This is a genomic window from Streptomyces sp. NPDC043176, assembly GCF_056436715.1.
In genome coordinates this window covers 26,573-46,149 of the sequence record NZ_JBWKCA010000038.1, presented here as the reverse complement: position 1 = coordinate 46,149, position 19,577 = coordinate 26,573, and the positions used below count along the sequence as shown (strand labels likewise).

Here is a 19,577-nt window from a genome sequence, read left to right as displayed (position 1 = left end):
TGGTGAGTTCCTAGACAGCTCCCACCACACCGGAGGTCTTCGCCATGTTCAAGACCAGACCAGTGTCAACAACGCTCGTGATCAATACACCTAGGTCCTCGCCGCGGCGCGGACCGCCGGGGCCGTCGAGTGGGGGAGCAGGTCGGCCGGGAGGCGGGGGCGCAGGATCTCCACCGCCACCTCCTCGCGGAAGCGGTACGGCCGGTGCGCCAGCACCCCGGCCAGGTTCCGGCGCACCCGGGACATCTCCGCACGCACGGTGACCGTCCGCGTGCGGTCGCCGAAGACGTCGTCCGCCAGTTCCGCGGCCGTCCGCCCGTCGCGGTGGAGCGCCAGGACGTAGAGGAGCTCCGCGTGCCGGGGGCTGAGCTCCTGCTGCCAGCTGCCGGCCGCCCCCGAGACGGACACCGTCCAGCGGCGCGGCCGGCTCAGGTCCAGGACCACCCGGCTCGCCGCCTCCGCGCCGGGTTCCGCGGCCCGGGCCTCCTCCTGGACCCGCAGCAGCCAGCCGCCGGGCAGCGGTTCCACCGAGCACACCCCGAGCGAGGGCAGCCAGACGCGACCGGCCCGGAAGGACTTGGGCAGCGTGAGCCGGTCCACCGGCGCGAGCCCGGTCACCGCCGCCGTCCAGCCGTGGGTGTCCACGGCGACCGCCCGGCCGCCCACCCGGCACAGGATCGGCGCGGCCACCGCCCGCAGCCGCTCGATCGCCCCGCGGTGCCGCTCCCGCATCTCCGCCTCGGCGAGCTGCGCCACGGAGCCGACCAGCGCCAGCATCGCCGGATGGAAGCTGGACGCCGGACCGCTGACGTCGAGGATGCCGAGCAGGCGGTGGTCGCGCGGGTCGTGCACGGGGGCGGCGGCGCAGGTCCAGTTGTGCAGCGCCTGGACGTAGTGCTCGGCGGAGTGCACCTGCACCGCCCGGCCCATGGCGAGCGCGGTGCCGACCGCGTTGGTGCCGGTGGTGTGCTCGGACCAGGCCGCGCCCTCCTCCAGGCAGATGCCGTTCGCCTGCCGCAGCACGGCGGCGTTCCCCTGCCGCCAGAGCACCCGGCCGTGCTCGTCGGTGACCACCATGATCTGGAGGGAGGCGTCGGCGATGCCGGCGAGCCCGCCGCTCAGCGTCTGCATGACGTCGGAGAGGAGCGTCGTCCTGCGCCGCTCCTCCAGCTCCTCCCGCTGGAGCAGCACGCTGCTCGTGCCCCGGTCCGGGTCGAGACCGAGCCGGGCCATCCGCTGCCAGGACGCGTCGATCACGGGACGGGGCGCGATCGGGGGCGTACGGCCCGCCAGGGTCTCCTCGCGCACCCGGTGCAGCAGTCTGGTGGCCTGGGCGGCGTCCATGGAGGCCAGCCGCCTCATGTCGAGCTGCGTGTTCTTCATCGGTCTCTCCCAGCCACCCGGGGTGCTGTATCGGTTCTGCAGTGGGCAGACGTCCGGAGTGTCGGTGCCCATCGTGCCGTCCTGAACCGCTTCGCGAGGCCCGGTTCGCACAATCCTGCAACCCTTTGCAACTCTGGCGATCGACCGGCCCCCTCGGCGAGGCTGAGACCAGCGGCGGGTGGTGCCGTGTCGGCGCAGCACCACCCCCGCTTTTCCGCGCGTGCCGACCCGTTCGCGGGTCCACCCCTGGCGCGCGCGGTCCCCACGTGGGCCCGCGGCGGCCGGACGCCGCACGGACCTCAGACCACCACCCGCGCCCGCTCCACCAGGGCCCGCAGGTCCAGGGTGTGCGGCAGGGTCCCGAACGCCGACCCGCCGTCCCCGCCGAGGCGCCCCGCGCAGAACGCGTCGGCGACCTCGGGCGGCGCCCACCGGACGAGCAGCGAACCCTGGAGCACCAGCGCCATCCGCTCCACGAGGCGCCGCGCCCGCGCCTCGATCCCCTCCAGGTCCGCCAGTTCGACGAGCAGGCCCCGGATCGCCCGGTCGAGCCGGTGATCCGCGCCCCGCGCCGCGCCCACCTCCCGCAGGAAGGCGTCGAGCACCTCCGGACCGGTCCGGAGCGCCCGTACGACGTCCAGCGCCTGGACGTTCCCCGACCCCTCCCAGACGGAGTTGAGCGGCGACTCGCGCAGCAGCCGGGGCATCCCGGACTCCTCCACGTACCCGTTGCCGCCCAGGCACTCCAGCGCCTCCGCCACCACCGGCGTGCACCGCTTCGTCACCCAGTACTTCGCCACCGGCACGGCGATGCGGAGCAGGGCACGCTCCTGCCCGGCCCCGGCCCCGGCCCCGGCCCCGGCGCCGCCGTCGTCGACGGTGTCGCAGGCCGCCGCGAGACGCATGCCGAGGACCGTCGCCGCCTCCGACTCCAGGGCGAGATCGGCCAGGACGTTGCGCATCAGCGGCTTCTCGATCAGCAGCCCGCCGAAGGCCTCGCGGTACGCGCAGTGGTGCACGGCCTGCGCCACCGCCTGCCGCATGAGCGCCGCCGAGCCGAGGGCGCAGTCCAGCCGGGTCGCCGCGACCATGCCCATGATCGTGTGGATGCCGTGCCCCTCCTCGCCCACCCGGCGCGCCCACGTCGTCCCGTCGAACTCCACCTCGGCGGAGGCGTTCGACCGGTTGCCCAGCTTGTCCTTGAGACGCTGGAGCGCGAACGGGTTGCGCGAGCCGTCCGCGAGCACCCGCGGCACCAGGAAACAGGTGAGCCCCGCCGGAGCCCGCGCCAGGACCAGGAACGCGTCCGACATCGGGGCCGAGCAGAACCACTTGTGCCCCGTCAGGACGTACTCGCCGTCGGCCGCCAGCGGCCGGGCCTCCGTCCTGTTCGTCCGTACGTCGCTGCCGCCCTGCTTCTCCGTCATCGCCATGCCGAGCAGCACGCCCGGCTTCTCCGCGACCGTGCCGAGCCCCTTCTCGTACACGTGCGAGGTGGCCGCCGGCTCCCAGACCGCCGCGAGCTCCGGCTCGACGCGCAGGGCGGGCACCGCCGCGTGCGTCATCGACACCGGGCAGCCGTGGCCCGCCTCCGGCTGCGACGCCACCACGAACCCGGCGGCCCGCCGCACGTGACCACCCGGACGGCCCCACGCGTCCGTGAGCCCGGCGCCCACGGCCTTGTCGAGGAGCCGGTGCCAGGCCGGATGGAACTCGACCTCGTCGATCCGGACGCCGTACCGGTCGTGGGTCCGCAGCCGCGGCGGGAACGCGTTCGCCAGCTCCCCCCACTCCCGGGCCTGCTCCGAACCGGAGGCCCGGCCCAGCAGGGCCAGCTCGTGGCGCGCCTCCGCGAGGAGCTCCGGCGCGAGGTGTCGCTCGACCGCCTCCGCCAGCGCCCGATCGCACGAGAAGACGTCGTACCCCACCAGGGGCGGAGCCTGGTTGGTCACGGTGTGGGTGCTCCCTGCCATGCCGATACGGTAAGCAGGTGCAGGCAGCAAGCGAAACACCCGAACGACCGGAGCGGCGGCCCTGGAGCAGGCTCCACCGCGCGCGCGTCCTCTACCGCAACGTCTCGAAGCGGAAGATGGTCTGGCTGCTGCTCAAGGACACCGTCAACTCGTGCATCGAGTACCGGATCCTGGGTCTGGCCGCCGAGGCCGCGTTCTTCACCCTGCTGTCCCTGCCGCCGCTGCTCCTCGGCCTCATCGCCCTCCTCGGGTACGCCGACGACTGGACCAACACGGACACCGTGGCGAGCATCCAGGAGAACATCCTCCGCGCCGCCGGAACGGTCCTCTCCGACCGGGGCGTCGACGACATCGCCAAACCGATCCTGGACGACGTCACCCAGGGCAAACGGCCCGACCTGATCTCCCTCGGTTTCGCCATCGCCCTCTGGTCCGGGTCGCGCGCGGTGAACGTCTTCATCGACACCATCACCGTCATGTACGGACTCGACGGCCACCGCGGCATCGTGAAGACCCGGCTCCTCGCCTTCCTCCTGTACATCGTGGCGCTCCTCATCGGTGCGGTCGTGCTGCCCCTCGCCGTCGTCGGCCCCGACCGCGTCGTCGAACTCGTCCCCTGGGGCACGGAGGTCGTCGCCGTCCTGTACTGGCCGGCCGTCACCCTGCTCTCGGTCGCCTTCCTGACCACGCTCTACCACGTGTCCGTGCCCGTCAGGTCGCCGTGGATCGAGGACATCCCCGGCGCCCTGGTCGCGCTCGCCATGTGGACCCTGGGCAGCTTCCTGCTGCGGATCTACCTCACCAGCCAGGTCGAGGGCCCCACCATCTACGGCTCGCTCGCCGCCCCCATCGCCGTCCTCCTCTGGATCGGCATCTCCGCCTTCGCCGTGCTCGTCGGCGCCGCCGTGAACGCCGCCATCGACCGCGTCTGGCCCTCCGTCGCCACCGCCGCCGCCCGCGAGGCCAACGAGCGGGCCCGCGCCCTCCAGGCCGCCGAACTCGTCGCCCGCGTCCGCGCCGAGGCCGAGGACGTCGACGAGGACGACCCGGACATGCCGTCCGAGTTCCCCGAGCGCTGGTCCAAGTTCCTCCCCCCGGACGACGTGAAGTCCCGCCTCCACTCCGGCTGGGAGAAGGACTGAACCCGCGCCGCGTAAAACCCGTGGCGCGTGCCGGAGCACTCCGGCTACGGTGAACGCCGTACGGGATCGCGCGGGTCGTGATCGCGTGCGACGCGATCCGTGCGACACGTGATCGCGAAAGGACACGTGCGAAAGACACAGGAGGTGTGATCGATGGTTGCCGTCACGAAGGGCCTTGCCCACACGCGGATGTTCCTCCACACCACCTCCGCGGCCACCGGCTGATCTCCACACTGCCGACTTCCGGCGCCGGGGCCGCCCCTTGAAGGGTCCCCCTTGTCTTTCTCGCTTTCCCTTGGTTCCTCCACCTCCTCTCTGCTCGACGCCCACGGCTGGGACTCCGGCTGGGCCGCCGACTTCGCGCCCTACGCCGCCCAGGGGCTGATCCCCGGGCGCGTCGTCCGCGTCGACCGCGGCCAGTGCGACGTCGCCACCGCCGACGGGGTCGTCCGCGCCGACACGGCGTTCGTGACCCCGCACGACCCGCTGCGGGTCGTCTGCACCGGCGACTGGGCGGCCGTCGACCCCGAGGGGGTCAGCGACCCCCGTTACGTACGGGCGTGCCTGCCGCGCCGTACGGCCTTCGCGCGCTCCACCTCGTCCAAGCGGTCCGAGGGCCAGATCCTCGCCGCCAACGTCGACCACGCGGTCATCACCGTCTCCCTCGCGGTCGAGCTCGACCTCGGCCGCATCGAGCGCTTCCTCGCCCTGGCGTGGGAGTCCGGCGCCCAGCCGACCATCGTGCTCAGCAAGGCGGACCTCGTGCCCGACCCCGTCGGGCTGTCCTACCTCGTCGAGGACGTGGAGACGGTCGCCCCCGGCGTCCAGGTGCTGCCCGTCAGCTCGACCACCGGGGAGGGCCTCGACGTGCTCGCCGCGACCGTCGCCGGCGGGACGACCGTGCTCCTCGGCGTCTCCGGCGCCGGGAAGTCGACCCTCGCCAACGTGCTGGTCGGCGAGGACGTCATGGCCGTCCAGGCCGCCCGTGACATGGACGGCAAGGGCCGCCACACCACCACCACCCGCAACCTGTTCGTGCTGCCCGGCGGGGGCGTCCTCATCGACACCCCCGGCCTGCGCGGCGTCGGGCTCTGGGACGCCGAGACCGGCGTCGGCCAGGTCTTCTCGGAGATCGAGGAGCTCGCGGCCGCGTGCCGCTTCCCCGACTGCGCCCACGAGGCGGAGCCGGGCTGCGCGGTCCTCGCGGCGATCGACGACGGCACCCTGCCCGTGCGCCGGCTGGAGAGCTTCCGCAAGCTCCTGCGCGAGAACCAGCGCCTCGTGGCAAAGACCGACGCCCGCCTGCGCAACGAGATCCGCAAGGACTGGAAGCGCAAGGGAGACGCGGGCCGCGCCGCCGGCGAGTTCAAGCGCAGCGGGCGTCTGCGGTAGCGCACGGACCCCGGGGCCGTGGTCGTACGGCTCCGGGGATGGCGTGTGCCCGGGGAGCGGTGGTCGTACGGCTCCGGGGATGCGTGTGCCCGGGGGCCGTGGTCGTACGGCTCCGGCGTCCGCGGGAGCGGGCAGGCCCGGCCGCCGGGGGAGCGTGGTGTCCGAAAACCGCGAGCCCCGGTCGGTCGGCCGCCGCACACTGGGAGGCGTGAGGGACGACGACACCCGCTACGAGGCGGTCAGCAGCAGGGACGCGCGGTTCGACGGAGAGTTCTTCTTCGCCGTCCGGACCACCGGGATCTACTGCCGTCCCAGCTGCCCCGCCGTCACGCCGAAACGGCAGAACGTCGCGTTCTTCCCGACGGCCGCCGCCGCCCAGGGCCACGGCTTCCGCGCCTGCCGCCGCTGCCGGCCGGACGCCGTCCCCGGCTCGGCCGAGTGGAACGTCAGGGCCGACGTCGTCGGGCGCGCCGTGCGGATGATCGGCGACGGCGTCGTCGACCGCGAGGGCGTGCCGGGGCTCGCCGGACGCCTCGGCTACAGCACCCGGCAGGTCCAGCGCCAGCTCACCGCCGAGCTCGGCGCCGGACCCGTCGCCCTCGCCCGCGCCCAGCGGGCGCACACCGCGCGGCTGCTGCTCCAGACCACGGGACTGCCCGTCACCGAGATCGCCTTCGCGGCCGGCTTCGCCAGCGTCCGCCAGTTCAACGACACCATCCGCGCCGTCTACGCCCGCACCCCCACCGCCCTCCGGGCCGAGGCGGGCAGCGGCGCGGGCGGCCGTACCGCGCTCGCCGCCGGGGTGCCGCTGCGGCTCGCCCACCGGGGGCCGTACGCGGCCGGCGAGGTCTTCGACCTGCTCGCGGCCGAGGCCGTGCCCCGCGTCGAGGAGGTCGTCGGGGTCCCGGGCGCCCGCACGTACCGGCGCACGCTCCGCCTCCCGTACGGCACCGGCGTCGTCTCCGTCGACGAACGCTCCGCCGGACGGTGGCTCGACGCCCGGATCCACCTCACCGAGCTGCGCGACCTCACCACCGCCGTGCACCGGCTGCGCCGCCTCTTCGACCTCGACGCCGACCCGTACGCGGTCGCCGAACGCCTCGGGGCCGCCCCCGCGCTCGCGGCCGAGGTGGCCGCACGGCCCGGCGTCCGTTCCCCGGGCACGGCCGAACCCGAGGAGTTCGCGCTGCGGACGGTCCTCGGCTCCGAGGAGTCGGCCCGGGTCGTCGAGCCGCACGGCGTCCCGCTGGCCGTGGCCTGCGGCGCCCTCACCCACGTCTTCCCCGAGCCGGCCGCCCTGGCCGGTCACCCGGTGGCCGGCCCGCTCGCCCGGGCCCTCGCCGACGGAACCGTCCGCCTCGACCCCGGGGCCGACCGCGACGACGCCGTCCGCGCCCTGCTCGCCGTCCCCGGCGTCACGGCCGAGGCCGCCGCGCTCATCCGCATGCGCGCCCTCGGCGACCCCGACGTGCCCCCGGCGAACGGCCCGGACGCGGAGGAGTGGCGCCCCTGGCGCTCGTACGCCCGGCTGTACGCCCGCGCCGGAGGCCCGGCCCGCTAGGGCCCGTCCGGCCATTCCCGCCGGGTCCGGCCCGCCCGGCATGTTCCGACGCGAATGGCCGGACAGGCCTTGGGCCGGACGGGTGACGGAGTTCAGGCCCAGATGACCGCGCCCGCCCAGGCGCCCACGATCAGCAGGCAGGCGAAGAGTTCCACGAGGACGCTCGTGCCGGCGGCGCGCATGACCGTCCGGGTGGCCGCGCGGGCCTGGCCGTGGCCGCCGAGGCGGAGCCGTTCGGCGAGGTAGATCCCGCCGACGAAGCCGGGGATCGCCCCGATGACGGGGACCAGGACGAAGCCCAGGAGCGCACCCACCCCCGCGTACGCCACGATCCGGCGGGTGATGCCGACGCCCCGGAAGCGGCGGGGTGGCAGTTGCCAGACGATCACCTGGGTGAGGAGCAGCAGACCGGTCGAGGAGACGAGCAGGATCCAGGCGAGGCCGGTCCGCTCGTGGAGCGACCACCAGAGCATCGCCGCCCACACCAGCCACGTTCCCGGCACGCCGGGGGCCAGGACCCCGAACAGACCGAGCAGCATCACCGTCGCGACCATCAGGAGCTGCCACACACCCACGCTGCCCAGCGTGCCGGACGACGGCGTTCCCCGCAGGTCGCGAGGGGCGTCCGGGCTACGCGCGGGGCGCAGCCACCCGCGTGGGCCGGCCGTACCCGCGTGGGACGGCGCATCCGCGTCGGCCATCCACCTCGGCCACCCGCGACGGCCATCCACGTCGGCCGCACCCGCGTCGGCCACCCGCGTCGGCCGCACCCGCGTCGCCCGCACCCGCGTCGGCCACCCGCGTCGGCCGCACCCGCGACGGACGGCCGCGTGGGCCGGGGTCGTGCGCGGGGTCGCCGGCCGGGTCAGCCGCGGGCCACCCAGCCCTTCTCGTACGCGTGCCAGCCGAGCTGGAGGCGGGTGGTGACGCCGCTCAGCTCCATGAGGCCCTTGACGCGCCGCTGGACGGTCCGCAGGCCCAGGTCGAGCTGCTTGGCCACGCTCGCGTCGGTCATGCCGGCGAGCAGCAGGGACAGGATCTCCAGGTCCAGCCCGTCCGGGCCCGGGGCCTCGTCCTCGGTGATCTGCGCGCCGGCGCCGAGCCGCAGCGGCAGAGCGTCCCGCCACACGGACTCGAAGAGGCCCGTGAGCGATTCGAGGAGCCCGCTCGCGTGCACGACGAGGGCAGCGGGCTCGGCGCCCCGGCCGGTCAGCGGGACCATGGCGAGGGACCGGTCGGCGACCACCAGCTTGGTCGGGACGCGGTCCGCGACCCGGATCAGCTCGTCGCGACCGAGCGCCGCGGACAGTTCGAGCAGCCCGGACGGGAGGGTGAGGACCTCGCGCTCGATCACCACCCGGTAGCGCACCCCGCGCCCGGCCGCCTGCTCCTCGGCGTCGTTCTCGAGGCCGGTGACGGCGATCGGCTTGCCGGTGACGAGGGCGCAGACCTCCTCCGTGGCGCCCAGCTGGAGCTGGAGGAAGCGGTGGGTGACGGCGCTCGCGCCGGTCACCACCTCCACCATGTCGTGCACGGCGACGGCCTCGGCCTCCGCGCGGTACTCCTCGGCGAGCAGCGCCGCCGCCAGTTCGGCCTGCTCCAGTTCGTGGCGCTGCTGGGTGAGCAGCGCGCCGAGCGCCACCGCGGGCGGGGCGGCCACCCACCGGCCGGTGCGGGCCGAGGACTGGGCGGCGAGCCCCTGGGACTCCAGCCGGCGCAGGGCCCGCTCGGTGTCCCGCTCGGGCAGGGCGAGCCGGTGCGCGAGATCGGAGACCTCGGCGGCGCCCAGCGCGACCAGGGCCCGGTACGCGGACTCCTGGCGCTCGTCGAGTCCTATCGCTCCCAGCATGGATGCCCCACCCCTCGCCTTACCTCCGGCGGGCGTTCCCGATCTTTCCGGGACATCCACCGGAGGCATTCGTTCCGTTGGTGACCTGGCGGGAAACGGCCACGGCGCATTCCCGCCGCCCCCATCATCCCTGCACCGCCCTCACCTCTGCCAATGTGGCGCCACCGCAGCACCAACCACCTTCGGAAACGGGACCTTTGCGCCCTTTTTCCGAATTCAGATGGGGAGAGCGATGCGCCCGATTTCGCGTACGGCCCTGGGGGCGGCGACCGCCGCCGTCCTGGCCGTCACCGCGGTCTCGCCGTCCATGGCCGACGAGCCTCAGGACGGCACCGCCGGCAGACCACCGCTGGTCGGCAGCGAGGCCCAGGCCCGCGCCGGAGGAGCGGCCGGCGGCCGGACCGCCACGGTGACCCTGGTCACCGGCGACCGCGTCCTGGTCACCCGCGACGCCGCGGGCGACCCGGCGGCCACGGCGCTGCCCCGCGAGGACGGCACCGTCCCCTTCGTCCAGACCCGACGCTCCGGCCAGGACCTCTACGTCTACCCCGAGGACGCCACCGAGGCGCTCGCCGCCGGACGCGTCGACGAGGAGCTCTTCAACGTCACCGGACTGGTCCGCCAGGGCTACGACGACGCGGCCACCACCACCCTGCCCCTCATCGCGGTCTACGGCTCCGACCTCGCCCGCTCCGTCCCCGCCACCCCGCGCGGCGCCCGGCGCGGCCAGGTCCTGAAGGCCGTCGACGGCGTCGCCCTCGCGGCGGAGAAGAAGCAGGCCGCCACCTTCTGGGCGGAGGTCACGGCTCCCGGCGCCCGCTCCGCCGCCGGACTGGAGAAGCTCTGGCTCGACCGCAAGGTCGAGGCCACCCTGGAGCGGTCGACGAAGCAGGTCCACGCCCCCGAGGCCTGGGCCGCCGGCTACGACGGCACCGGCACCAAGGTCGCCGTCCTCGACACCGGCGCCGACGCCGGACACCCCGACCTCAAGGGCCGCATAGCCGCCTCGGAGAACTTCACCGACTCCGACACCACCGACGACCGCCAGGGCCACGGCACCCACACCCTCTCCACCGTCGGCGGCTCCGGCGCCGCCGGTGACGGCAGGAAGAAGGGCGTCGCCCCCGGCGCGCAGCTCCTCAACGGCAAGGTCCTCAACGACTCCGGATCCGGCGCCGCCTCCTGGATCATCGCCGGCATGGAGTGGGCCGTAGCCCAGGGCGCCGACGTCGTCTCCATGAGCCTCGGCAGCCCCGTCCCCACCGACTGCACCGACCCGATGAGCGTCGCGGCCGAGGAACTCGCCCGGAACGAGGGCACGTTGTTCGTCGTCGCCGCGGGCAACTCCGGACCGGCGCTCAACACCGTCTCCTCGCCCGGCTGCGCGCCCGGCGTGCTCACCGTCGGCGCCACCGACCGCGACGACTCCACCGCGTGGTTCTCCAGCCGCGGCCCGACGATCGTGAACCACACCCTCAAGCCCGAGATCGCGGCGCCCGGCGTCGGCATCTCCGCCGCCGCGGCCGGCGGCCGCGGCGTCTCCGCCTACCAGTCCATGTCCGGCACGTCGATGGCGACCCCGCACGTCGCGGGCGCCGCCGCCATCGTCAAGCAGCGCCACCCCGACTGGACCGCCCAGCAGGTCAAGGCGGCCCTCGTCTCCTCCGCCGACAGCGACCTCCCCGGAGACGTCCGCGAGGTCGGCGGCGGCCGCCTCGACGTCAAGGCGGCCGTCGACCAGACCGTCCTCGGTGCCCCCGCCGTCCAGGGAGGGACGTTCGCCTGGCCGCAGGACAGGAGCGACCGCACCACGGTCACGGTCCCGTACACCAACGGCTCCGACGCCCCCGTCACCCTGACGCTGGCCGTGGAGAAGGTCACCGGCAACGACGGATCCGCCGTCCGCGCGCCCGTCGCCCGCCTCGGCGCCCGCACCGTCACCGTCCCGGCCGGGGCCACCGCTCGGGTCCCGCTCGCTCTCGACCCCGACGCCCGCCTGGAGCCCGCCCAGTACGGCGACGTCACCGGCCGCGTCCTCGCCACCGGCCCCGGCGGCATCCACGTCTCCACCCCGTTCTCGCTGTACGTCGAGCCCGAAACGGTCACTCTGCGCGTCAAGCTGATCGACCGTCAGGGAAAGCCCGCCGCCGGCGCCTCCTCCCTCGACGTCATCGGCACCGACGACGCGAGCGGCGAACGGCGCTTCAACGACGGAGCCGCCGACCAGGTCTACCGGCTGCGCCCCGGCAGCTACTTCCTCTCCTCCTTCGTCACCACCCCCGACGCGGGCGAGGGCGCCACGCTGACCGACTCCCTCAGCTACCTCGGCCACCCCCAGCTGGAGCTGAGGAAGGACACCACCGTCGTCCTCGACGCCCGCAAGGCCCACCGGCTGTCGGCGAAGACCGACCGGCCCTCCGAACTCCGCGGCGCCACACTGGCGTTCGCCCGCTCCTGGGACGACGTCTGGCTGCACGCCGGAACCGCGGCGGGACCGCGCACCATCCGCGGCTACTACGCCTCGGTCGAAGGCCGCGCCGACGAGGGCGACTTCGAGTTCGGCAGCTACTGGCGGGCCGCCGCCCCGCAGATCACCGCGCTGCGCACCGGCGACGGCCTGACCCTGCACCCGCTCACCGGCTCCGTCGGCTCCGACAACCTCGACGGCACGGGCTCCGCCCGCCTCGTCGACGCCGGCACGGGCACGCCGGACGAACTGAAGGCCGCCGGGGTCCAGGGACGGATCGCCCTCGTCCGGCTGCCGGACGACACCACCGCCGCGGGCACCCTCGCCCGGAACGCCAAGGCCGCAGGCGCCGTCGCCGTCGTCGCGTACCACTCGGCCCCCGGTCGCTGGTACCCGGGCGGTGGCTTCGCGGGCCTCGGTCTCCCCGTCCTGTCCGTCCCGTCGGACGAGGCCGCCGCGCTCCTCGGCAAGCTGGCGGCCGGCGAGGTCATCCTCGCCTGGCAGGCCACCGCGAAGAGCCCGTACCTCTACAACCTGGCCTTCCCCGAGGCCGGGGCGATCCGCGACGACCGCGCGTACCGGGTCCGCGACCGCGAGCTCGGCCGCACGGACTCCACGTACGGTTCGGCGGGCCTCGCCACCGACTTCGTGGACTTCCCGGCGGCACGCCGCCCGGACGGCGTCCGCGTCGGCTTCGGCTCGCTGGAGTCGGTCCCGGCCCCCGGCGCCCGCACCGAGTACTACTCGGCCGGCGACACCACCTGGGAGCCGATGGTCGGCAGCAGCTTCCCGTTCGGCGAGATCATGGTCGGCACCCCGCACGCGTACACGTCGGGCGAACACCGCACCGAGAACTGGTACGACGGCGTCCTCGCCCCCACCGCACCGCGGGACGACACCGGGAAGCCGGTCCTCGTCGCCGAGCGCCAGGGCAACCTGATCGGCTTCGCGAACGCCATGTGGGGCGACAACACGCACCACGCCGTGCCCGGTTCCTTCGGCGACATCGGCAACGTGGCGCTGAGCCGCGACGGCGAGGAGCTCGGCCGGAGCAGCTGGCCGTTCGGAGTCTTCGAGGTACCGGCAGAAGCCGGGACGTACAGGCTCGAACAGAACACCATGAAGATCGGCAGCAGGGTGTGGGCCCGCTCCACCTCCGTCAACTCGGTGTGGGAATTCACCTCCAAGCTTGACGAGACCGTCTATTCTCAGGGCATCCCGATTCTCTTCCCCCGGTACAACCTTCCGGAGGACGGACTCAAGACCCTCGCCGCGACCGACGGCCAGCAGATCGGCCTCACCGCGACGGGTCACGCGGGCTACACCCCCGCAGCGCTCACCTCGGCCAGGCTGTCGTACTCCTACGACGGGGGCACGACCTGGACCGAAGCGCGGGTCTCTCAGCAAGGCGGCGGCTGGACCGCGACCGTGGACCACGCGGGCGCGACCGGCCGGCAGGTCACACTGAGGACCGAACTGACGGACGCCAACGGCAACTCCGTCACCCAGACCGTGGTCCGCGCTTACGACGTGCGCTGATCACGCCGGTCCGCCGGGCGTCCTTCCCGTGGGGGGTGGGGCCGCCCGGCGGACCACCCATGAACGGACCACCCGTTTGCAGCAACGGTTTTCCTGATGTCCCGTTTTCGTGCGCCGCGAGCGGTGGACAATAAGGGCATGACTCAGCAGGGGGACAACTGGTGGGACAAGCTCTACGACGACGCGGCGCCGGACACGGCCCCGCCGGTCTCGGGTGACACGCTCGACGACCACTTCGATTCGGCGCCCCGCGCCACGACCGGCCCACCGGGCGGGGCACCCCCGCCGCCGAGCCCGCCGCCCCCGGCTGCGGTGCTCCCGGCGGCGGGGGTGCTCCCCTCCCTGCCGCCTCCCGTGCCCGGCCGGGCACCCTGGGAGGTCCCCGAGGCGGGGCCCCGGACCTTCCCGGCCCCGCCGCCCCCGGCAGCCCCGCCCGTCGAGACGCCCACCGCCCGGGTACCCGTGCTCCCTGAGCCGACGACCGACGAGCCGACGACCGGGCAGCCGACGACCGAGCGGCCGACGACCGAGCGGCCGACGACCGGCCATCCGCAGCCCGAGGAGCCGGAGGCCGACGGCCCGGCATCCACCCCGCGGACCGACCCCGCATCCGCCCCGCGGACCGACCTCGCGGGCGCACCCGGCGCCGACCCCGACCTCACCGTCGAGGTCTCCGTACCCGTCGACCTGCCCCGGCCGCGCGCCGGCTTCGTCGGCAGCAGACCGCCCACCTACGAGGCGGAACCCACCGCCCTGCCCGTCGCCCGCCCCGGCGAGCTCGCCGGCCTGGTCTCCGACACCGTCCTCGACGGCGCCCGCTACGGCACCTGCACCCTGCGCGCCGCCTCCGTGCGCGGCGACTCCGCCCGCTACCGGGGCGAGCCCCGCCGCGACGCCCTCCTCACCGCCCGCTTCGGCCACGACGAGACCGCGCTCGTCCTCGTCGCCGTCGCCGCCGGCTCCCGCGCCGCCGAGGACGCCCACCTCGCCGCCGCCGACGCCTGCCACTGGATCGCCGAGGCCGTCTGCCGCAGCCACGCCCGGCTCTCCGAGGACATCAGGTCGGGCCGCCGCGGCGACCTCAAGTCCGGTCTGCACCGGCTCACCGACCGCACGTACGGCAAGCTCAGGGCGCGCGCCGCCGAACGCGGCCTCACCCCCGACGAGTACACCGCGACCCTGCGCTGCCTGCTCGTGCCCGCCGACCCCGAGTGCCGCACCCGGGTCTTCTTCGGCATCGGCGGCGGAGGCCTCTTCAGGCTCCGCGACGGGGCCTGGCAGGACCTGGAGCCGCTGCTGCCCGAACCGGCCGTCGTCGGCGCGCCCGTCCTCGGCTTCGGCTCCCCGCCGTCCGCCCCGGAGGCGACAGAGGAGGGCGACCGGCTCACCATGGACCTCGGCATCACGACCGCGCCCGGACCGCTCGTCGAGGAGCCCGTGCCGCCGCCGTCCGAGCCGTTCCGGTTCCGCGCCTCCGTCGCCCGGCCCGGCGACACCCTGCTCCTCGCCTCGCCGGGCCTCGCCGAGCCGATGCGCGGCGAACCCGCCCTCGCCCGCGCGCTGGCGGACCGCTGGGCGGACCGGGAGCCCCCCGGCCTCGCCGCCTTCCTCGCCGACACCCAGCTGAGGGTGACCGGTTACGCCGACGACCGCACGGGGGTCGCCGTCTGGGAGGCGTAACGCGACGGGCCGTGTGTTGATGGAGCCATGGCCAAACAGAACGTGGCGGAACAGTTCGTCGACATCCTCGTGCGCGCGGGCGTCCGGCGCCTGTACGGCGTGGTCGGCGACAGCCTGAACCCGGTCGTCGACGCCATCCGCCGCACCCCGGAGCTCGACTGGGTCCAGGTGCGGCACGAGGAGGTGGCGGCCTTCGCCGCGGGCGCCGAGGCCCAGATCACCGGGGGCCTCGCCGCCTGCGCGGGCTCCTGCGGGCCGGGCAACCTCCATCTGATCAACGGCCTGTACGACGCCCACCGCTCCATGGCACCGGTGCTCGCCCTCGCCTCGCACATCCCGTCGAGCGAGATCGGCCTCGGCTACTTCCAGGAGACCCACCCCGACCAGCTGTTCCGCGAGTGCAGCCACTACAGCGAACTCATCTCCAACCCCGAGCAGATGCCCCGGCTGCTCCACACGGCGATCCAGCACGCCGTCGGGCGCGGCGGCGTCAGCGTCGTCTCGCTGCCCGGTGACATCGCCTCCCAGCCGGCCCCCGAGAAGACGTCGGGCACCGCGCTCGTCACCACCCGGCCCACCGTCCGCCCCGGCGACGGCGAGATCGAGGCGCTGGTCCGGTTGATCGACGCGTCCGACCGGGTGACGCTGTTCTGCGGCAGCGGCACCGCGGGGGCGCACGCCGAGGTGATGCAGTTCGCCGAGCGCGTCAAGTCGCCCGTCGGCCACGCCCTGCGCGGCAAGGAGTGGATCCAGTACGACAACCCCTACGACGTCGGCATGAGCGGACTGCTCGGGTACGGCGCCGCCTACGAGGCCACCCACGAGTGCGACCTGCTGATCCTGCTCGGCACCGACTTCCCGTACAACGCCTTCCTGCCCGACGACGTCAAGATCGTGCAGGTGGACGTCCGGCCCGAACGCCTCGGCCGCCGCTCCCGGCTCGACCTCGCCGTCTGGGGGGACGTCCGCGAGACCCTGCGCTGCGTGATCCCGCGGGTCCGAGCCAAGACCGACCGCCGCTTCCTCGACAAGATGCTCAAGAAGCACGCCGACGCCCTGGAGGGCGTCGTCAGGGCCTACACCCGCAAGGTCGAGAAGCACGTCCCCATCCACCCCGAGTACGCCGCCTCCGTCATCGACGACCTCGCCGACGACGACGCCGTGTTCACCGTCGACACCGGCATGTGCAACGTCTGGGCGGCCCGCTACCTCTCGCCCAACGGGCGGCGCAGGATCATCGGCTCGTTCACCCACGGCTCCATGGCGAACGCCCTGCCGCAGGCCATCGGCGCCCAGTTCACCGACCGGAACCGGCAGGTCGTCTCGCTCTCCGGCGACGGCGGGTTCTCCATGCTCATGGGCGACTTCCTCACCCTCGTCCAGTACGACCTGCCGGTGAAGGTGATCGTCTTCGACAACTCCTCGCTGGGCATGGTCGAGCTGGAGATGCTCGTCGCGGGGCTGCCCTCGTACGGGACGACGAACAAGAACCCCGACTTCGCCGCCATCGCCCGCGCCGCCGGGGCGTACGGCGTCCGGGTCGAGAAGCCCAAGCACCTGGCGGGAGCCCTCAGGGACGCCTTCAAGCACAAGGGCCCGGCCCTGGTCGACATCGTCACCGACCCCAACGCGCTCTCGATCCCGCCGAAGATCAGCGCGGACATGGTGGCCGGTTTCGCCCTCTCGGCGGGCAAGATCGTCCTCGACGGCGGCGTGGGCCGGATGCTCCAGATGGCCCGCTCCAACCTGCGGAACGTGCCCCGCCCCTGAGGGAATGCGGGCGCCCCCGCGGGGCATGCATCCCCGTGAGCCTGTTCGACGACGTGTGGGTGGGGGTTATGGCCGGGGAGGCGCGACAGCCGACTCAACTGCTCAGGAAGGTGGGATGCGCCGATCTCACCGCGGTGCCGGAGGTACGGCATGCCTTGCGCGAACTGCTGCGGAAGTGGGGCGGGCCGGGCGCCTCCGACGTGGCCGAACTGCTCACCAGCGAGCTGGTGACCAACGCCCTGGTCCACACCGACCACGGGGCCGTCGTCACGGCGACGGTCGTTCCCGAGCAGCTCAGGGTCGAGGTCCGGGACTTCGTCCCCGGCCTGGAGACGCCGCACGCACCGCCCGCCGACGACGGTACGCACGGCAGGGGACTCGTCCTCGTCCAGGCCCTGGCCGACTCCTGGGGGGTCGAGGACAGCGGCGTGGGCAAGGTGGTGTGGTTCGAACTGAACGGTGGGGCCGCCTGAGAGGCGGCCCCACCGGTTTACGGGATCTCCACGATTCCTTGCTCAGCCGAACTGCTGCTCCAGGTCCTTGAGCTTGCGCTCCAGGGAGTCGAGCCGGGGCAGCGTCTGGGTGTCGTCCTCTGCGGTGAGATCCACCGTCCGGGAGTCCGCCGAGCGGGACTCAGCGCCCCGCACGGCTTGCAGGGAGGGCCGGGGTCGAAGCGGCAGCTGTCCGGGATCCGCTATGGCGGGCTCCGCGACGGCGGCCTGCACGGCGGCCGTCGCGGAGCCCGAGCCGGAACCGGCGCCCGGTCCCGAACCGGCGGCGGCGTTCAGGGCCGCCATCTCGACCTGACGGCCACCGCCCCGGCCGAGCCCGAAGGCACGGTGCTGACGGTTGATCGCCTTGAGCCGCGCCCGGTCGAGCTTGACCTGGTCGCGCCGCCGGATCCGGCTCTGCTCCTTCTCCCGCCGGTCCTCCCGCACCTCGTCGACCGCCTCGTCGAGGGTGCGTACGCCCTCCAGGAGCATCAGCGACCAGGCGGCGAAGGTCTCCCGGGGAGCCCGCAGCCACCGGACGATACGGATCTGCGGCAGCGGGCGGGGCACCAGGCCCTGCTCGCGCAGCGCCGCCCGGCGGGTCTGCTTCAGGGCCCGGTCGAAGAGGACCGCCGCCGAGAGGGACATGCCCGCGAAGAACTGCGGCGCACCGTCGTGTCCCAGGCCGCGCGGCGCGTGGACCCAGTTGAACCAGGCCGCCGCGCCCGCGAACAGCCAGACGAGGAGGCGCGAGCCGAGGGCGGCGTCACCGTGGCTGGCCTCGCGGACCGCGAGCACCGAACAGAACATGGCCGCGCCGTCGAGGCCGAACGGGACGAGGTACTCCCAGCCGCCGGCGAGGTTGAGGTTCTGCCGGCCGAAGCCGACGAGCCCGTGGAAGGAGAGCGCCGCGGCGACCGCGGCACAGCAGAAGAGGAGGACGTAGGACGCGGTGCCGTAGACCGCCTCCTTGCGTCTGCGGCGTTCCTCGCTGCGTTCCCAGGAGTCCTCGGCCGCGGCCTGGTCACCGGCGCGCTTCCCGCGCGCGAGCACCGCCACCGCCGTCAGGACTCCGGCCACCATCACGCCACCCGGAAGCAGCCAGTCCAGCGATATGTCGGTCAGTCTCATGCGGTGTCCCTTGCATCGCAGTAGGGCGTTTGGCGGCCCATACTGGCCGACCCCGTGCGGCGCTCAAGGGGTTTCGCGGCAAGAGCACGCCATCGGGGGCCCACGGCATACGAATAGGTGCGATCTGGTCGAACGCGCATGCAGGGAAGGGGAACTGAGTTCGATTTACGTCACCCGTGCGGGTGGCGTAATCACCCGGGAGCCTCAGGCGGTCGCGGTCAGCCGGCGGACCCGCTCGGCGTCGCAGGTGCGCGGGCAGGTGAGGCAGGTGTCCTCGGGGCGCAGGGTGTAGAAGAAGCAGCACGTCGCCCGGTCGCGGGTGGCGCGCGGGGTGCCGTCGGCGTCCTCGGCCCCGGCCAGCTCGCGGAAGCCCGCGGCGCCCGCGTACGGCTTGTACGGCTTGGCGGTGCCCGGCATCAGGAGGTCGAGCTCGGCCATCGCCCGCCGCTCCTCGCCGAGCAGGGCGCCGACGTACCAGAGGCCCTCGACGATCTCGTCCGTGGCCATGCCCCACAGGGCCCGGCGGCCGCGCCTCATGCGGGGCCCGAAGCCGCCGAGCACCTCCTCGAAGTGCTCGGCGAGCGAGGCGCGGACCTCGGCCCGCAACGCCTCCTCGTCGGCGACGACCCGTGCGCCGGGGAGCGAGGCGGCGGGGTCCCCGGGCAGGCAGGCGAACTCGTCCACCCGGACCGACATCCGGCCGAGCGCCCGCTGGAAGGCGACGTTCCGTACGGGCAGCCGGGGCACCCGCCGGTGCAGGAACCACGGCACGGTGACCAGGAGGCAGGCGGGCCAGGCGTAGCGGTGCAACCCGAAGCTCGCGACGACGTCGGGGCGGGCCTGGGTGCCGTAGTCGCGCAGCACCTGGGCGTTGTCCCAGGCGAGGAAGGCGTCGAGGGCGGGGCCCCCGGCCGCGAGCTCGTCCGCGCCCACCCAGCCGGCGCCCCGCGGCAGCCGCTCGCCCCGGGCCGGTTCCTCTATCCGCAGGCCGGAGAAGGCCTCGGCGAGTCGCGCGTAGGAGGCCGCGACGGGCGAGGCGGGCGGAGCGGGCAACAAGGCGGGGACGGTCATGCGGACCACCGAATCGCGATCGTAAGCAGGTTAGCCTTACCTTACCCGATTCGGGATCACCTCTCACCACCGCCGCCCCCCGGCCCGCGATGCGGGCCCCGGGGCCGATCCGGCCGATCGCGGCCGAG

The 19,577-nt window shown here is 74.1% G+C and carries 13 protein-coding genes; 7 read left to right on the top strand and 6 right to left on the bottom strand.

Translation table 11 applies throughout. The annotated features are described in order from the left end of the window. Window positions 1–90 precede the first annotated feature (90 nt). Complete coding sequence (locus AC067A_RS35695; RefSeq protein ID WP_479247520.1) at window positions 91–1,383, bottom strand: helix-turn-helix domain-containing protein; 1,293 nt, start codon at window positions 1,381–1,383, stop codon at window positions 91–93. Between the two features lie 299 nt (window positions 1,384–1,682). Then, window positions 1,683–3,356, bottom strand: a complete 1,674-nt coding sequence (locus AC067A_RS35690) for an acyl-CoA dehydrogenase family protein (protein ID WP_479247518.1) — start codon at window positions 3,354–3,356, stop codon at window positions 1,683–1,685. A 17-nt stretch (window positions 3,357–3,373) separates the two neighbouring features. Here AC067A_RS35690 and AC067A_RS35685 point away from each other — a divergent pair, with 17 nt between their 5' ends. The 3 genes from AC067A_RS35685 (at window position 3,374) to AC067A_RS35675 (ending at window position 7,451) form a co-directional block, all read left to right on the top strand. Then, window positions 3,374–4,498, top strand: coding sequence for a YihY/virulence factor BrkB family protein (locus AC067A_RS35685; protein WP_479247517.1), 1,125 nt, complete (start codon window positions 3,374–3,376; stop codon window positions 4,496–4,498). Window positions 4,499–4,774: 276 nt separating this feature from the next. Next, window positions 4,775–5,890 carry a ribosome small subunit-dependent GTPase A gene (gene rsgA / locus AC067A_RS35680; RefSeq protein WP_479247515.1) on the top strand — a complete coding sequence of 372 codons (1,116 nt, stop codon included), beginning with the start codon at window positions 4,775–4,777 and terminating at the stop codon, window positions 5,888–5,890. 208 nt (window positions 5,891–6,098) lie between these two features. Beyond that, window positions 6,099–7,451: an AlkA N-terminal domain-containing protein gene (locus tag AC067A_RS35675; RefSeq protein ID WP_479247513.1), complete on the top strand. Its 1,353-nt coding sequence runs from the start codon at window positions 6,099–6,101 to the stop codon at window positions 7,449–7,451. A gap of 92 nt (window positions 7,452–7,543) precedes the next feature. Here the strand turns inward: AC067A_RS35675 and AC067A_RS35670 are convergent, their stop codons facing one another. Both AC067A_RS35670 and AC067A_RS35665 read right to left on the bottom strand, forming a co-directional pair. Then, window positions 7,544–8,026, bottom strand: a complete 483-nt coding sequence (locus AC067A_RS35670) for a DUF456 domain-containing protein (RefSeq protein WP_479247511.1) — start codon at window positions 8,024–8,026, stop codon at window positions 7,544–7,546. Window positions 8,027–8,316: 290 nt separating this feature from the next. Further along, window positions 8,317–9,300, bottom strand: a complete 984-nt coding sequence (locus AC067A_RS35665) for a helix-turn-helix domain-containing protein (RefSeq protein ID WP_479247509.1) — start codon at window positions 9,298–9,300, stop codon at window positions 8,317–8,319. 232 nt (window positions 9,301–9,532) lie between these two features. Here AC067A_RS35665 and AC067A_RS35660 point away from each other — a divergent pair, with 232 nt between their 5' ends. From AC067A_RS35660 to AC067A_RS35645, 4 genes are all read left to right on the top strand, one after another. Next, window positions 9,533–13,306 (top strand): S8 family peptidase, encoded by a 3,774-nt coding sequence (locus AC067A_RS35660; protein ID WP_479247507.1) that lies wholly within the window; start codon window positions 9,533–9,535, stop codon window positions 13,304–13,306. Between the two features lie 138 nt (window positions 13,307–13,444). Next, complete coding sequence (locus AC067A_RS35655; RefSeq protein ID WP_479247505.1) at window positions 13,445–14,986, top strand: protein phosphatase 2C domain-containing protein; 1,542 nt, start codon at window positions 13,445–13,447, stop codon at window positions 14,984–14,986. A 27-nt stretch (window positions 14,987–15,013) separates the two neighbouring features. Further along, window positions 15,014–16,756 carry a pyruvate dehydrogenase gene (locus AC067A_RS35650; RefSeq protein WP_479247504.1) on the top strand — a complete coding sequence of 581 codons (1,743 nt, stop codon included), beginning with the start codon at window positions 15,014–15,016 and terminating at the stop codon, window positions 16,754–16,756. Between the two features lie 68 nt (window positions 16,757–16,824). Beyond that, a complete protein-coding gene (locus tag AC067A_RS35645) occupies window positions 16,825–17,229 on the top strand; it encodes an ATP-binding protein (RefSeq protein WP_026058037.1) in 405 nt (134 codons plus the stop codon). A 42-nt stretch (window positions 17,230–17,271) separates the two neighbouring features. On the opposite strand, the gene AC067A_RS35640 is transcribed toward AC067A_RS35645, so the two are convergent. Further along, the gene (locus AC067A_RS35640) at window positions 17,272–18,378 is read right to left on the bottom strand and encodes a DUF2637 domain-containing protein (RefSeq protein ID WP_479247502.1); all 1,107 of its coding nucleotides are present in this window, start codon (window positions 18,376–18,378) and stop codon (window positions 17,272–17,274) included. Window positions 18,379–18,582: 204 nt separating this feature from the next. Next, the gene (locus AC067A_RS35635) at window positions 18,583–19,449 is read right to left on the bottom strand and encodes a (2Fe-2S)-binding protein (protein ID WP_479247500.1); all 867 of its coding nucleotides are present in this window, start codon (window positions 19,447–19,449) and stop codon (window positions 18,583–18,585) included. Window positions 19,450–19,577 lie beyond the last annotated feature (128 nt).